15 protein-coding genes are annotated in these 12,048 nt (G+C 59.0%); 1 reads left to right on the top strand and 14 read right to left on the bottom strand.

From position 1 onward, the window contains the following. Positions 1 to 8 precede the first annotated feature (8 nt). The 11 genes from O0879_RS04860 to O0879_RS04910 all read right to left on the bottom strand — a co-directional run bounded on the left by O0879_RS04860 (position 9) and on the right by O0879_RS04910 (position 8,081). Positions 9 to 353, bottom strand: coding sequence for a hypothetical protein (locus O0879_RS04860; protein WP_289915021.1), 345 nt, complete (start codon positions 351 to 353; stop codon positions 9 to 11). A 158-nt stretch (positions 354 to 511) separates the two neighbouring features. After that, positions 512 to 1,609 (bottom strand): serine hydrolase domain-containing protein, encoded by a 1,098-nt coding sequence (locus tag O0879_RS04865; protein WP_289915023.1) that lies wholly within the window; start codon positions 1,607 to 1,609, stop codon positions 512 to 514. 57 nt (positions 1,610 to 1,666) lie between these two features. After that, positions 1,667 to 3,406: a serine hydrolase gene (locus O0879_RS04870; RefSeq protein WP_289915025.1), complete on the bottom strand. Its 1,740-nt coding sequence runs from the start codon at positions 3,404 to 3,406 to the stop codon at positions 1,667 to 1,669. A 209-nt stretch (positions 3,407 to 3,615) separates the two neighbouring features. Continuing rightward, positions 3,616 to 4,260, bottom strand: a complete 645-nt coding sequence (locus O0879_RS04875; RefSeq protein ID WP_289915026.1) for a hypothetical protein — start codon at positions 4,258 to 4,260, stop codon at positions 3,616 to 3,618. Positions 4,261 to 4,304: 44 nt separating this feature from the next. Continuing rightward, positions 4,305 to 4,604 carry a hypothetical protein gene (locus O0879_RS04880; protein ID WP_289909836.1) on the bottom strand — a complete coding sequence of 100 codons (300 nt, stop codon included), beginning with the start codon at positions 4,602 to 4,604 and terminating at the stop codon, positions 4,305 to 4,307. A gap of 253 nt (positions 4,605 to 4,857) precedes the next feature. Then, entirely contained in the window at positions 4,858 to 5,268 is a 411-nt protein-coding gene (locus tag O0879_RS04885; protein WP_289915028.1) for a GNAT family N-acetyltransferase, read from the bottom strand. 104 nt (positions 5,269 to 5,372) lie between these two features. Then, positions 5,373 to 5,939, bottom strand: a complete 567-nt coding sequence (locus O0879_RS04890; protein ID WP_289909835.1) for a hypothetical protein — start codon at positions 5,937 to 5,939, stop codon at positions 5,373 to 5,375. A gap of 264 nt (positions 5,940 to 6,203) precedes the next feature. Then, positions 6,204 to 6,782, bottom strand: a complete 579-nt coding sequence (locus O0879_RS04895; RefSeq protein ID WP_289915029.1) for a hypothetical protein — start codon at positions 6,780 to 6,782, stop codon at positions 6,204 to 6,206. 99 nt (positions 6,783 to 6,881) lie between these two features. Next, complete coding sequence (locus O0879_RS04900; protein WP_289915030.1) at positions 6,882 to 7,328, bottom strand: hypothetical protein; 447 nt, start codon at positions 7,326 to 7,328, stop codon at positions 6,882 to 6,884. A 52-nt stretch (positions 7,329 to 7,380) separates the two neighbouring features. Beyond that, entirely contained in the window at positions 7,381 to 7,851 is a 471-nt protein-coding gene (locus O0879_RS04905) for a MepB family protein (RefSeq protein WP_289915032.1), read from the bottom strand. After that, the gene (locus O0879_RS04910) at positions 7,848 to 8,081 is read right to left on the bottom strand and encodes a hypothetical protein (protein ID WP_289915034.1); all 234 of its coding nucleotides are present in this window, start codon (positions 8,079 to 8,081) and stop codon (positions 7,848 to 7,850) included. Before O0879_RS04910 ends, O0879_RS04905 begins: the two co-directional genes overlap by 4 nt. A gap of 98 nt (positions 8,082 to 8,179) precedes the next feature. Between O0879_RS04910 and O0879_RS04915 the strand changes: the two genes are divergently transcribed. Then, the gene (locus tag O0879_RS04915; protein WP_289915037.1) at positions 8,180 to 8,542 is read left to right on the top strand and encodes a TfoX/Sxy family protein; all 363 of its coding nucleotides are present in this window, start codon (positions 8,180 to 8,182) and stop codon (positions 8,540 to 8,542) included. Here the strand turns inward: O0879_RS04915 and O0879_RS04920 are convergent. The 3 genes from O0879_RS04920 to O0879_RS04930 form a co-directional block, all read right to left on the bottom strand. Further along, positions 8,531 to 9,535, bottom strand: a complete 1,005-nt coding sequence (locus O0879_RS04920; protein WP_289905068.1) for a 2-hydroxyacid dehydrogenase — start codon at positions 9,533 to 9,535, stop codon at positions 8,531 to 8,533. The genes O0879_RS04915 and O0879_RS04920 overlap by 12 nt on opposite strands. Before the next feature lie 87 nt (positions 9,536 to 9,622). Beyond that, on the bottom strand, positions 9,623 to 10,816 hold the full coding sequence (locus O0879_RS04925) for a hypothetical protein (protein WP_289915041.1): 1,194 nt from the start codon (positions 10,814 to 10,816) through the stop codon (positions 9,623 to 9,625). A 41-nt stretch (positions 10,817 to 10,857) separates the two neighbouring features. Continuing rightward, positions 10,858 to 12,048, bottom strand: a complete 1,191-nt coding sequence (locus tag O0879_RS04930; protein ID WP_289915043.1) for a hypothetical protein — start codon at positions 12,046 to 12,048, stop codon at positions 10,858 to 10,860.

Below are 12,048 nucleotides of genomic sequence, written 5' to 3' on the forward strand. Positions count from 1 at the left end.
CAAGCGGCCTACGACGACATCAGATAATTCTTCCCCACCACGCGACTATGCCGGTCCAGTTCTAAGGACCATACCTCCAGTTCCGTGTTCAAGCGGTTCTCGAACCACAGCCGCTCGACGCAAGGCGCCGCGCATGGCGTGGTGGAATACTGTTTGAAAGAGACTCCCGCACGCTCGACATGCGTCGGCGCGCCGAAGCGGTCAAGCACCGCTTGCCGCGTATCGCCCGTCTGGATTTGATCGAACGCCGCCTTGCGGCTGTTGGAAAACACGCAGCATGCGGCGACATACCAGGCCGGGCTGAGGATGAGCAGGCACAGCAGAATTTTTTTAGGCGATATCTTGATTGGCATGCCATATTGTCGATGACTTCATCCGGCGCGACAAGCGGGCCATGCTGGCGAAAGCGAGGCCACAGCTGGCGCAAACAGTGGCGCTGGAGGAACCACATAAACCGCAAATCGCGCAGATGCGGTGTTCTTCCATATATTCCTGAAGCAAATCGGGCCTTCTATCTTAAAAGATTGCTATTCATTACTATTTCCCTTATTTTTATTTCAAAATAGTAATGAAGGCCGCTATCCTCGCTATATTGATTTTCCAACACGACCACATCGACGTCTTTTTCAGGAAAATACACTTTAATCGATGCAAAGCCCAGGCCTTTTCCCGAGTGGCCTATATATTTGACGGGCGTTGTATCGCTCACATAAACGCCGTAGCCATAACCGTTTTTCCCATCGCCGAAAGCGACATGCTGGCTGGATATGTCGTAACTCGTCATCAGTTGATAGGTTTCCGGCTTTAACATTCTGCCCCGATGCAGATTTTCATTCCAGATCGTCAAATCTTTTGCATTTGAAACAATACCGCCGGCCGGGATGAAGCCGATCCAGTCTTTTCCCTGCACGGGATGCGCTTTCAGCGCGAATACATTTTCCGTGTTCACATAGCCATTGATGACCTTATTATTCTTATCTTCCTCATAGCAAAAACTGTTTTTCATTCCCAGTTCCTTGAACAAGTCATTTGCTGCCTCGATATACGTTTTCCCGCTGACTTTTTCAAAAATTTGACCCAGCATGGTATACGTTGTCACGCCGTACAGAAAATCCGTTCCCGGCTTGAAACTCAGCGGCTGGTCGATTTCAGTGATTCCCGCCGAAAAATTGAGCAATTGATGCACCGTCACTTGATCGGCCCAGGCTTGCGGCAGATCGGGCAAGTATCGTCTTACGGGACTGTGCAAGTCTATCTTGCCTTTTTCAACTTCCCTTAAAATCAGCACAGCCGTCATTTGCTTGCTATTCGACATGATCCTGAAATTATCGTCCAGCCTTAACGGTATCCTGTTTTCAAAATCCGCATAGCCATACGCTTTCGAGTATTTTGTTTTTCCATTTTTCGTGATGAGAATGACGCCATTAAAACGTCGTGGACTGGTCGCCTGTACCAGCTTGTCAATTTTGGCGGAGTAATCATCGGCCTTTTCCGCATGGGCATGATCGCCGGCCTGGGCATGCACGAAGGCGGATGCCATCAGCAAGCAAGAAAACGTCACTGTTTTTAATGGCAGCAGCGTCTTGTTGTCCGTATCGGGATTTTTCATGGGAAATTGTCGGTTCGTTGTCTATTTCCAGGGAAACGCCGTGCTCGACCGCAGCGTTCAGTCGTCCACCAGATCGAAGTCGGCAAACAAGCCGTCCACCGTCAGGTAAACCAGCACCGTGCGCTCCGGCTGGATGCCGCTGACGTGGAAGGCAAGAATGCTGTCCACCTTGCTGCCATGCCGTTCGATCGCGCGGCCTGCAACAGCTTGCTCATGCAAAAAAGTGAGCGACTTCACATTGGCGAGTTCGCCAATCGCCTGCGTGCCAAAGTTGCTCTTGATGCCCGGCGTGGCAAAATCCGAATTGGCCAGGGCGCTGCCGCCACGCGCGATATCGGCCAGCAAAGCCTGCACACTCCGGGTACGCGCAGGCTTGGGGTCGGTGCGCGCTTTCAAAGTGTGCATCAGGGGGCCGATACGCGGCGCCGTGCTGGTTTTGTCCTTGGTCGTCACGACGACGCCTGTCACCTCGCCCTGTGCATCGACGGCGAACGCCAGTTCGCAATTGCGCGACGTCGAATGGAAACGGCGCGCGCCGACAGGCACGAAAGTTTCGTCCGGCAAGCCATCGTAAATGCTGCGCAGCCGGCCACCCTGCACATCGAAGGTGCCTATCGAGTTGTTCGCCAACTCGTAGCGGCCCGTGTAGCGGCCGAGCGCCCTGGCATCGATCTTGATGGCGGGGTGCTTGCGCAAGACGGCGTAATCGGCATCCGGCCAGCGATAGGCGCGGCCGATGGCGTCGGTCAGGCGGTCCATCATGCGGGAATTGTCATTCGCGTTAATCATGATCACGGCACCCTGTCCCGTGCGGGAAAATGCCGTCAACAAGGTATCGAAGCCTTCGTCACGCCCGCCGTGCGAGAAGCGTTGCGCGCTGCCGCTGCCGTGCAGGAAGACACCCAGGCCCGCGTTCTCTATTTGCGGGGTCAGCATCTGTTGCGTCAAGGCTGCCGAGATGACCGGGTTGGAGGTGCCGGCCAGGGATTGCTGCACGCCGATGGCGAAGCGCGCCAGGTCCGACGCGTTGGTCCATAAACCGGCCGCCGCCATTTCCGGATACACATGCCAGCGTCCCGCCACCAGGCTGCGGTCGGCAAGGTGGCCGCTGGCATTCAGGCGCGCGCGCTCGGCCGGCGGCGGCTGCACATAGGAGCTCTCCTGCATGCCCAAGGGCGTGAGGACCGCGTCGCGCATGTAGTCGGGATACGCCTGGCCGCTCACGTCGGCCACCATTTGTTGCATGACGGTATAGCCGCCACCGGAGTAACGCACCTTGCTGCCTGGAACCATGTCAACGCGGATGGGCGCGGTATTCGCCGGTTGCTCGCCGTTCAGCACCTGGACCACGGTGGGCAGCGGCGCATTGCTGGCGTAGCCGGGGAAGCCGTGCACGGTCAGCCCCGCGTTGTGGCTGAGCAGCCTGCGCAAGGTCACCTTCTGTTCGGCCGTCAGGGCGCTGTCCGGCACCTTCCACGTGAGCAGCCGGGTGTTGACGTCTTCGTCAAGGCCAAGCTTGCCTTGCTCTACCAGGTGCAGCGCCCCCAGCGCGGCCACCGGCTTGCTGACGGAACCGGCCTGGAACAGTGTGTGCGGGCTAACCGGCGTCTTGCCGCCTTTTTCCGTGACACCGTACCCTTGCGCCCTGACAATCTTGCCGTTCTCGATGATGGCCAGCGACAGTCCGGGGATTTGCCGCATCGTCATTTCGGCCTTGATGATGTCGTCCAATGCGTCCGCCCGGGCGCCACTTGCAAACAACAGGGGAAGGACCAGTGCCAGGGGATGAACTCGCATGAACGATTCTTTCAACGGTGATGGACGGATGCCAGGAAGGAAACGTTGACGATACGTCAGTGCACCCTGCCGCCATGCGGGATTGCGACAGGCCGTCAAATATCAGTCATGGACGGTCATTTTCCCGGATGAATTGCGGCCCGCGTTTGCTGGCGCGACGAATTCCGGCTGCTTGCCGCCGTTGGCAGATTTTTCGCCGTTGTGGGCCTTCACGCATCGCCGGTACTTGAAATATTCTGCACCATACTTAGCTCCCAGTGCTTTTGCCATTTTTCTGAATCGTCCTGATCGAACCAGCCAGCTACGTAAGAGGATATTTCATCCGCATCCTGCAAGTTCGATTCTGCCAAATATGAAACTGTCGCTTGAAATCCCGCCCCAATAAAAAATTCCACGCCCATTGATGTTCCGACATCCATATTTATATGCTTTGCTACCCAAAGGGTATGGATATCGCTTGTGTTGCCGAGGCGATAAAGCAAGTAGGCACAACGATAAATTCCTTCGTAAGAATCACCATCATCCTTTATTGTCCCATCCCAAAGCGCAATTCTATACTGCACTTCCTTCTCGAAGACTTGTCGAATTAGCGTGGAGTATGGCGCGAGTGGCCGCTCCAGCAGAATTTTGTAGAGTTGTTGGCGTACCCGCGGCGAGTCGAGTTCACTCTCGCTGTCAGGTGCAAGAAGTCCCTGGGAATTTTCACAACACTCAAGAATTTTTTCAGCGCACAAGAAGGATATTTTATTTTTTTCTGCAGACCTATTTTGACTTATCTCAACGTCAACCTGCGCCACAATCTGAGGCGTGATAGGCAATTCTGGCGTATTTTTACGCTTAAAAAAATTCCACATTAAACTTGGCCTTTTAGATCCTGTCCGCCCCCACTTGAGAGCACTTAACTGTCCTGCTTGCGCCTTGTGAAAACCGCCCAGGCAAGGACCACAATGCCCGCAACGACACATCCGGCCAGACTGACGGCGGCACCAAAAATGTACCACGCCACATCGAATCCGTGACTGTAGAATGTTCCGACAAATAGCCCGCTCACCAGCCAGATTAATACCGCTAATTTCAGCAGGAAGTTTTTTACTTTACGAAGGGGGCGACCAAGGCGCATCTGTTGAATGGCGGCCATGCCCATGGCTAAACAAGCCAAGCCAGCCGCAATTATCAAGCGTGAAAACGAATACTCCATGTCGCAACCTGACTTATAGCTGAGCCGGCGGGCCCAGAGATTAAAAGACCGGGGGGCTTCAGTGCCGCAGCCCATTCTCGCTTGCAACGACACCGCCGGCCTGAATCCGCATTATGGAACTTGTGTGGCCAGACGAATTGGCAAGCGTCCAGGCGTCCGTTTCTGGCCGGTTGCCGTTATTGGGAATTTCCGCGCCACATGAGACATACGATTTGCTCCGCAACTGTCATTCAGCGATGGTTTGAACGACTAGTCAGGTGGCTGCATTGAATTGCATGCCAGGCGAATCTTCCGGCCGTGAGGAAAATCCAAGTTTTTCGTAGAATATCGACTTGCCTTTGGCACTGAAAAGCTGGACATCTGAAATGCCAGCATCGCGACAATCGTCAAGAATTGCACTAAGCAACGCGGCCCCGATTCCTTGATGTTGAAATTCGGGGTGAACAATCATCTCGGTGACAAACGCATGCAAGCGGCCATCCGAAATGACACGCACAAAACCAACCAACTGGCCGCCAAAATAGGCTGATCGCGCGCACCAGGAGCCGTCAAGTGAATCTTGATAGAAAGCAGTCCCGCGCGATATTGGCCCCCAGCCAGTCGTGTCGTACAGGGCCTTAAACGCCTCGGCGCATGGCTGATCGGATGTGTAGTTAATATTCATAGGCTGGATTGCACAATACGGTTCCGTTGGAAGTTGTCACGGCGTCATTGAATTTCCCCTGTGCTCGACTGACTGAAGGTGGCAGGAGGAAGTCGCCGTCCTTTTCAGGACCCAGTCCACCCGACCTCCTCTGGCCGCGGCTTAAGGCCAAGGCAGGCAAAGCGATAATAGATTGCACTTGGCGAATTTGCGGCAGGTATACGCCCACTGGCAAGCCGATCCAGCTCCGCAAAGGTAAGGGTGGTTTCGTGCATCGGCATGCGTCCTTCCACATCGTGAAAGCCGGCTATATAAGGGTGGCCGAACTTGACCCGTTCGCAGGCAATAGCCAAGGTGCTCAGTATCAGCTTGCCATGGTACTCCGTGGAAGGTCCATCACGAATGGTCTTTATATGCACCAGTACCCACTCCCCTTTGACTTCCACATGATCTAAATTCAGATATTCGTCATATGGGCCTTTATCGGCTGGAACGATCATTGGCGATACATCCCGATAGATATGCAGCCAGCTTTCGGCCCCAGACGACTCTTTTGCAACCTGGGCCATTCGCCCCGGCTCCTGCGCGAATACGGATGTCGCACATGAGGTCAATATCACACAGACAATAATGAATTCTTTGATTCGTGGATTTAAAAACTGCATTCGAATGGTCAACTCTCTGTCACTCATGAAGTCAACGGCTGCTTCTGGCCGCCAGCGGACGATGACAATACCTCAATAAAGATTTTATTACCATCCTGATAAAAAGAGATTTCTCAAGCCCTTATATCACAGCGGCAAGGTGCAGATAAATTCTAAGGTGAACGGAAACAATCACGGCCCGAGCAGCTTTGCCAGCCCTGGCTGATCTTCCGCCGCCACAAACCACCCTGCTAGCGTTGCGTGCGCTGTGCCTGGGCGGAGATTGCGCCACAGCCGAGGTGGTGGCAGCCATCAAGAAATTTCAGCGCTATCTGCCCCTATCGGCGCATTTCTGGCGATCTCGTCCAGATTTTCAAGCACCGTGTTCGTCAGGGGGGCGCTAACCCCGCGTACGAGCAGGTCAAGCAATCCGATTTCCCGCATCATCGCTTTGCGCTCATCGTAATCGGGATTTTCTGAGTAGTGGAGTACATCCACAGTCTCAAGCACTCTTTCAATCGAAGCGCAAAAATCGGCAAGCTTGCCATATTGCATGTACTGAATCGCATAACTGGCTGAAATAAGCGCATTTTGTGCAAGATCGCCCTCGATATCGCCAAACTCCTCGCTGTCAGGAATTTCCGAATCAAGGGTCGCCAGCATATCCCCCAATACCTGTTCATCTTGAAAGCAGGCCTCCCCATTCAATGACAGTTCGACCATGTTCAAAAAATACCGGGACCTGTTTTCACCATAGTGGACATCGAATTGCGCCATCAATGGCGCCTGGCGCCTGATGAAATTGATCAATACTGCAACATTTTCACGCTGCGAGAGCCTGGCCGCCGCATCAATGATGTGCTGACCATATTTATTTATAAGCAATTGCATTTCACTCTCTTTTTTCTTTGAATTTCCTGTCCAGGCAGGCAGGGCAACGCTGCCATTCCGACGCGATCGCGCACCGGATACTGGAGCCGCCCCAAAGCGCTAGTAACTCGACGATGGGGCCGGCGCCGCGCACGCCCTGACGGTCTTCGCGCTATAGTCGAAATTGATGCTATTCGTGCCCTGGCCACGATACATGCTCTCACCTTCCCCGATGGTCGCCTGCGCGCCCATCTTGCACAGCACGGCCGGTGCACGCTGCGTCCAGTCCAACCTGCGCAAGGTGGCGATATTCCTGTCGCGCAGCGCAGCGCTCCAGCCCTCGTCCTTGAAACGCACCGAATAGACCACAGCATGCAGCTGCACCCGGCTCGCCCGGTCGATCACATTGCCGCCGTTCTTCAGCACCTCGGCCAGGTCGCTCTCGATGAACTGCATGACGTCGGGACCGCGCTTGGGCGTGTCACTGCGCCCCAGCTGGGAAAGAACGAAGATCGCGAACACGACAAAAAGCGTCAGATAAATTTTTCCATCAAAAAAGGACTTCATTCCCGCTTTCCCATGCTGTTCAGTATGTATATCTGCCCCTGGGCCGGAAACGTCAGGCGATGTCCAGCAGCTTTGCCAGCCCCTGCTGATCCCCGGCTGCCACAAACCACGCCGCCTGCCAGCGCTGCGTGCGCTGTGCCTGGGTGGATTCAGGCGCGCACCAGGGCGGATACACGCGCAGCGCGCGCTTGCCGCCCTGGGCGGCGCGCGACATCACGCCGCGCTCGATCAGCACGCTGCGCGGGAAGATGAAAAAGCCGTGCCGCGCGCCAACGTCGTCAGCCACGGCGATGATGACGATGTCGACGGGGTCCGCTTCATCCAGCGGGGCGATGTCGGCGTCGGGATGGGGGCGCTTCCAGACGGTGACGAACTGGCCGATCTTCGTCGGCGTGGTTTTGGCCACGCGCAAGACCAGGCGTTTGCCGTGCAGCTCGGCGCGGCAGGCGCCGTAGTCCGCGCTTTCCGCTTCCGGCACAGGGGCTTGCGGCAAGCCCAGGAAAGCCCAGGGACTGGCCTTCATTGCGCGCTGAACTCGGCTGCGGCCTTGGCCGCCCACAGCGCTTCGGCATGGCTGGCGAACGGGCTGTCATAACCGTCGACCTTGCCATCCTCGTCGACAAAGTACAGCCACCAGCCGTCGCCCTGCTCGCGGATGGCCGTCTGGCCCGGTGCGCAATGGGATTCGATGGCATCGCAGGCGGCCAGGGTGGCGATGCGGATGCCGCGGTGAACAATATGCTGGGGTGTCATGGCAAAATAGCTAATGCAAAATAAATAATGGCGATAGTGTAGCCGCCGCGGCCCATCCTGGCCAGTGCGCTACACTGTTCTTTCACACGGAGGACGACATGGCATCACAGCAAGGCACGGTGGATTTTTTGCTCGACCAACTGGCGGGCGCGGGCAGCATCAGCGCGAAAAAGATGTTTGGCGAGTATGGCCTGTATTGCGACGGCAAGATGTTCGCCATCGTCGCCGACGACCAGCTGTTCATCAAGCCGACGGACGCGGGCCGCGCCTGGATCGGCGCGCAAGGCACGCTGCAGGAAGCGCCGCCCTATCCGCAAGCCAAGCCGTATTTCCTCATCGATGGCGGGCTGTGGGACGAGCGCGACTGGCTGAGCCAGCTGGCGCGGCGCACGGCGGACGCCTTGCCGCTGCCGAAACCCAAGCCGCCGCCCAAGCCCAGGAAGCAAGTATCAGCTAGTTAAGACGCTGTTTTCGCACGCCTTGCCCTGGCGGAAGCACGCGAGGTTGTGATACGTGATGGCGGCGATCTCGCGCAGCGCTTCCATGGTGAAGAAGCCCTGGTGGCCCGTCACCAGCACGTTCGGGAAGGTCATCAATCGCTGGAAGATGTCGTCGTCGATGATGTCGGACGAGCGGTCCTGGAAGAACAGATTGCTTTCCTGCTCATACACATCGATGGCCAGGGAGCCCAGCTGGCGCGATTTGAGCGCCTCGATGACGGCGCCCGTGTCGATCAAGCCGCCGCGCGACGTATTCACCAGCATGGCGCCCTTCTTCATCAGCGGCAAGGTTGCTTCGCTGATCATGTGGCGCGTGCTGTCCATCAGCGGGCAATGCAGCGAGACGATGTCGGACTCGGCCAGCAGCCGCGGCAGCTCCACCATCGTGCCCAGGTCCGCGAACGCGGGCGCCGGGAACGGATCGTGGCCCAACACCGTGCAGCCAAAACCCTTGAAAATGCGCGCCGTGGCCAGGCCGATCTTGCCCGTGCCGACGATGCCGACCGTTTTACCGTGCAGGGTGGCGCCCAGCAAGCCGTCCAGCGAGAAATTGCCTTCGCGCACGCGGGCGTAGGCGCGGTGCGTGTGGCGGTTCAGGGTTTGCACGAGGGCCAAGGTGTATTCGGCCACGGCTTCCGGCGAATAAGCCGGCACGCGGGCGACGAACAGGCCCAGGCGCCTGGCCGCTTCCAGGTCGAGGTTGTTGTAGCCGGCGCAGCGCAGCAGGATGGCGCGCACGCCGTAGCCATGCAAGGCTTCCAGCACGGGTGCATCGAGCACGTCATTGACGAAGACGCACACGGCGTCGGCCCCTTGCGCCAGGACCACGGTTTCCTGGCTCAGCAAGGCGCTGTGGTAGACCAGTTCGATGCCGGCGGAATCGGGCTGGGCCGGCAAGGCTTCGTCGAAGAAACGGCGGTCGTAGGGCTGGCTGGCAAAGAAGGCGATTTTCATGGGGAGTCCTGGAACTTGCTGGATGGCAAAACATTATCATAGCGCAAGCGCCCTGCCCCACGCCGTACGGCTGGCGCCGCCGGTCGCCTATTTGGGTTCGCGGGGCAAGGTCAGCGCGTGGCGCAGGTAGGCCGTTTCCTCGGCGTGCTGCGCGTGGTAGCGCTCGCGCGCGGCGCGCATGGCCGCCTGGTGGGCGTCGATGCTGGCCTGCGTCAGCTCCACGCCGAAGTCCGCCGGCGGCGGCTCCGGGCCGCCGAACAGGCGCGCCAGGATCATGCGGCCCACATTGTCGCGGTAGTGCGACGCTTCCCAGTAATAGCGCATCTCGCGCGCGCCCGTCACTTGGGGGATCGCTTCGCTGGTGATGCTGTTAAAGCCGGAAAAATCAAGCAGACGCACGTCGCAGCCCTGGCGCCGGTAGCGTCCGGCCATGTTCGCCAGGTCGCGCTGCCACGCTTCCATGGCAGCCCACTTGCCGCGCCAGTACAGGGCGTCGAGCGTGAGCGCATGCGTGGGATTGATGTACAGGCGCAAGCGCGTGCCGCCGCGGCATAGTTTCCCGACGCTCGCATCGAAGGCTTGCAGCGCGGGCGCCGTGGGGCCCAGGCCGTCGCTGAATTCCTGCAGGCGCGGCGTGAAAGCGCGCGCCGTGCCGGTCCAGGTACGGTTGCGGCTGGTGAGGCAGGATTCGTCGCGCTGGCCGTGCAAGGCCAGGCTGGACAGGCAGACGCCGTCATAGCTGCCGCTGAGGATGCGCCACGTGTCGCGCGTCATGTCGACAGTCAGGCCGCGCTTGATGTTGAGCAAGGCGCGCCGCGCGAAAAACGCGGGGCCGGGGTCCGTCAGGCCCGGTTCCACGCCGGCCGAGCCCAGTTCCAGCGAGAACGAAGGCGCGTCGATGCCCCACACCATGGTGTCGACATGGCTGACCCTGGCCGCATGCTCGGCCAGGCGCATGGCTTCGCCGATGGAGGCGCCTGACACGGCGCTGTTGAAGACGCTCTTGCCTTCGAACAAGGTGCGCACGCGATGCGTCGGCAAGCCCATTTCCGTGCGCGAATTGCCGATGTAGACGATGGCCGGCCGGTAGCGCGCCACGGCATACGTCTTGCCCCACACGCTGAGCTTTTCGGTCGTCGGCCGCAATCGCTGCAGCAGCGGGCTGTCCCACTGGTGCAGCAGATACGGATCGACGTGGTAATTGACGGCGGACACGAGGGCCAGCGCGGCCAGCACGCAGGCGAAGAAGATGGCGAGATAGCGGCGGGCGGTGGTATCCATGGTCAGCACGGGAAGTAGCAACATGAGTAGAGAAATGGCGTTCAGCGCCGGATCAGCGGCCCGTCCAGCACCCGCCGCGCATAGGCCGTCTCGCGCGCGTGCTCCACGCCATAGCGGTCGCGCGCCGCGCGCATGGCCTCCTGGTGGTCGTCGACGTTGGCCTGCGTCAGTTCCACGCCGAAATCGGCCGGCGGCGGCGTGTCGCCGCCGAACAGGCGCGCCAGGATCAAACGGCCCACATTGTCCCGGTAGTGCGACACTTCCCAGTAATAATGCATGTCGGGCTTGCCGCTGACGAGCGGGGTCGCTTCCGTCGTGATGCTGTTGAAGCCGGAAAAATCATGCAGGCGCACGTCGCAGCCGTGCAGGCGGTGGCGCTCGACGAGCTGCACCAGGCCACGCTGCCAGGCTTGCATGGCATCCCACTTGCCGCGCCAGTACAGCGCGTACAAGGTCAGCGCGTGCGTGGGGTTGATGTACAGGCGCAGGCGCAGGCTGCTGCGGCACAGCTTGCCGATGCTGGCGTCGAGCGCCAGTGTCGAGGGCGGCGTCGGCCCCAGTCCGTCGCCGAATTCCTGCAGCCGCACGGGAATGGCGTCCTTCGTTCCCAGCCAGTGCCGCATGCCCTTGCGGGTGCACGTCTCGTCGCGCTGCCCGTACAGGGCCAGGTTGGAGCGGCAGACGTCGCCAGCCTTGCCCGTGAGGATGCGCACGCTGTCTTCCGTCATGTCCAGGGTCAGGCCGCGCTTCAGGTTGACCAGGGCGCGCCGGGCGAAAAAGCCATGCTCGGCGCCCGTCAGGCTGTCTTCCACCCGCGCCGCCCCCATGTCCAGGGAAAAAGTGGGCGCGTCGATGCCCCACACCATGGTCTCGACGCGACTGACCCTGGCCGCATGCTCGGCCAGGCGGATGGCGTCGCCGATCGAGGCGCCGGACACGGCGCTGTTGAAGACGCTCTTGCCGTCGAACAAGGCGCGCACGCCCGTCGGCAAGCCCAGTTCCGTGCGCGAATTGCCGATGTAGATGACGGCCGGCCGGTAACGCGCCACGGCGTAGGTCTTGGCCCAGGCGCCGAGCTTTTCATTGAGCTGGCGCGGGCGCTGCAGCAAGGGACTGTCCCACTGGTGCAGCAGATAGGGATCGACCTGGTAATTGAGCAAGGAGACGGCGCCCAGCACCAGGCCGACGCAGGCGAAAAAACCGGTGAGGTAGCGGCAGGCGGCGGTATCCAT

The organism is Janthinobacterium sp. SUN120 (genome assembly GCF_030397735.1).
Lineage (GTDB): Bacteria > Pseudomonadota > Gammaproteobacteria > Burkholderiales > Burkholderiaceae_D > Janthinobacterium > Janthinobacterium kumbetense.

Bases quoted from the DNA above. Each gene is read 5' to 3' on its own strand.
- O0879_RS04860 (WP_289915021.1), bottom strand. From the start codon at position 353: ATGCCAATCAAGATATCGCCTAAAAAAATTCTGCTGTGCCTGCTCATC.
- O0879_RS04865 (WP_289915023.1), bottom strand. From the start codon at position 1,609: ATGAAAAATCCCGATACGGACAACAAGACGCTGCTGCCATTAAAAACA.
- O0879_RS04870 (WP_289915025.1), bottom strand. From the start codon at position 3,406: ATGCGAGTTCATCCCCTGGCACTGGTCCTTCCCCTGTTGTTTGCAAGT.
- O0879_RS04875 (WP_289915026.1), bottom strand. From the start codon at position 4,260: ATGTGGAATTTTTTTAAGCGTAAAAATACGCCAGAATTGCCTATCACG.
- O0879_RS04880 (WP_289909836.1), bottom strand. From the start codon at position 4,604: ATGGAGTATTCGTTTTCACGCTTGATAATTGCGGCTGGCTTGGCTTGT.
- O0879_RS04885 (WP_289915028.1), bottom strand. From the start codon at position 5,268: ATGAATATTAACTACACATCCGATCAGCCATGCGCCGAGGCGTTTAAG.
- O0879_RS04890 (WP_289909835.1), bottom strand. From the start codon at position 5,939: ATGAGTGACAGAGAGTTGACCATTCGAATGCAGTTTTTAAATCCACGA.
- O0879_RS04895 (WP_289915029.1), bottom strand. From the start codon at position 6,782: ATGCAATTGCTTATAAATAAATATGGTCAGCACATCATTGATGCGGCG.
- O0879_RS04900 (WP_289915030.1), bottom strand. From the start codon at position 7,328: ATGAAGTCCTTTTTTGATGGAAAAATTTATCTGACGCTTTTTGTCGTG.
- O0879_RS04905 (WP_289915032.1), bottom strand. From the start codon at position 7,851: ATGAAGGCCAGTCCCTGGGCTTTCCTGGGCTTGCCGCAAGCCCCTGTG.
- O0879_RS04910 (WP_289915034.1), bottom strand. From the start codon at position 8,081: ATGACACCCCAGCATATTGTTCACCGCGGCATCCGCATCGCCACCCTG.
- O0879_RS04915 (WP_289915037.1), top strand. From the start codon at position 8,180: ATGGCATCACAGCAAGGCACGGTGGATTTTTTGCTCGACCAACTGGCG.
- O0879_RS04920 (WP_289905068.1), bottom strand. From the start codon at position 9,535: ATGAAAATCGCCTTCTTTGCCAGCCAGCCCTACGACCGCCGTTTCTTC.
- O0879_RS04925 (WP_289915041.1), bottom strand. From the start codon at position 10,816: ATGGATACCACCGCCCGCCGCTATCTCGCCATCTTCTTCGCCTGCGTG.
- O0879_RS04930 (WP_289915043.1), bottom strand. From the start codon at position 12,048: ATGGATACCGCCGCCTGCCGCTACCTCACCGGTTTTTTCGCCTGCGTC.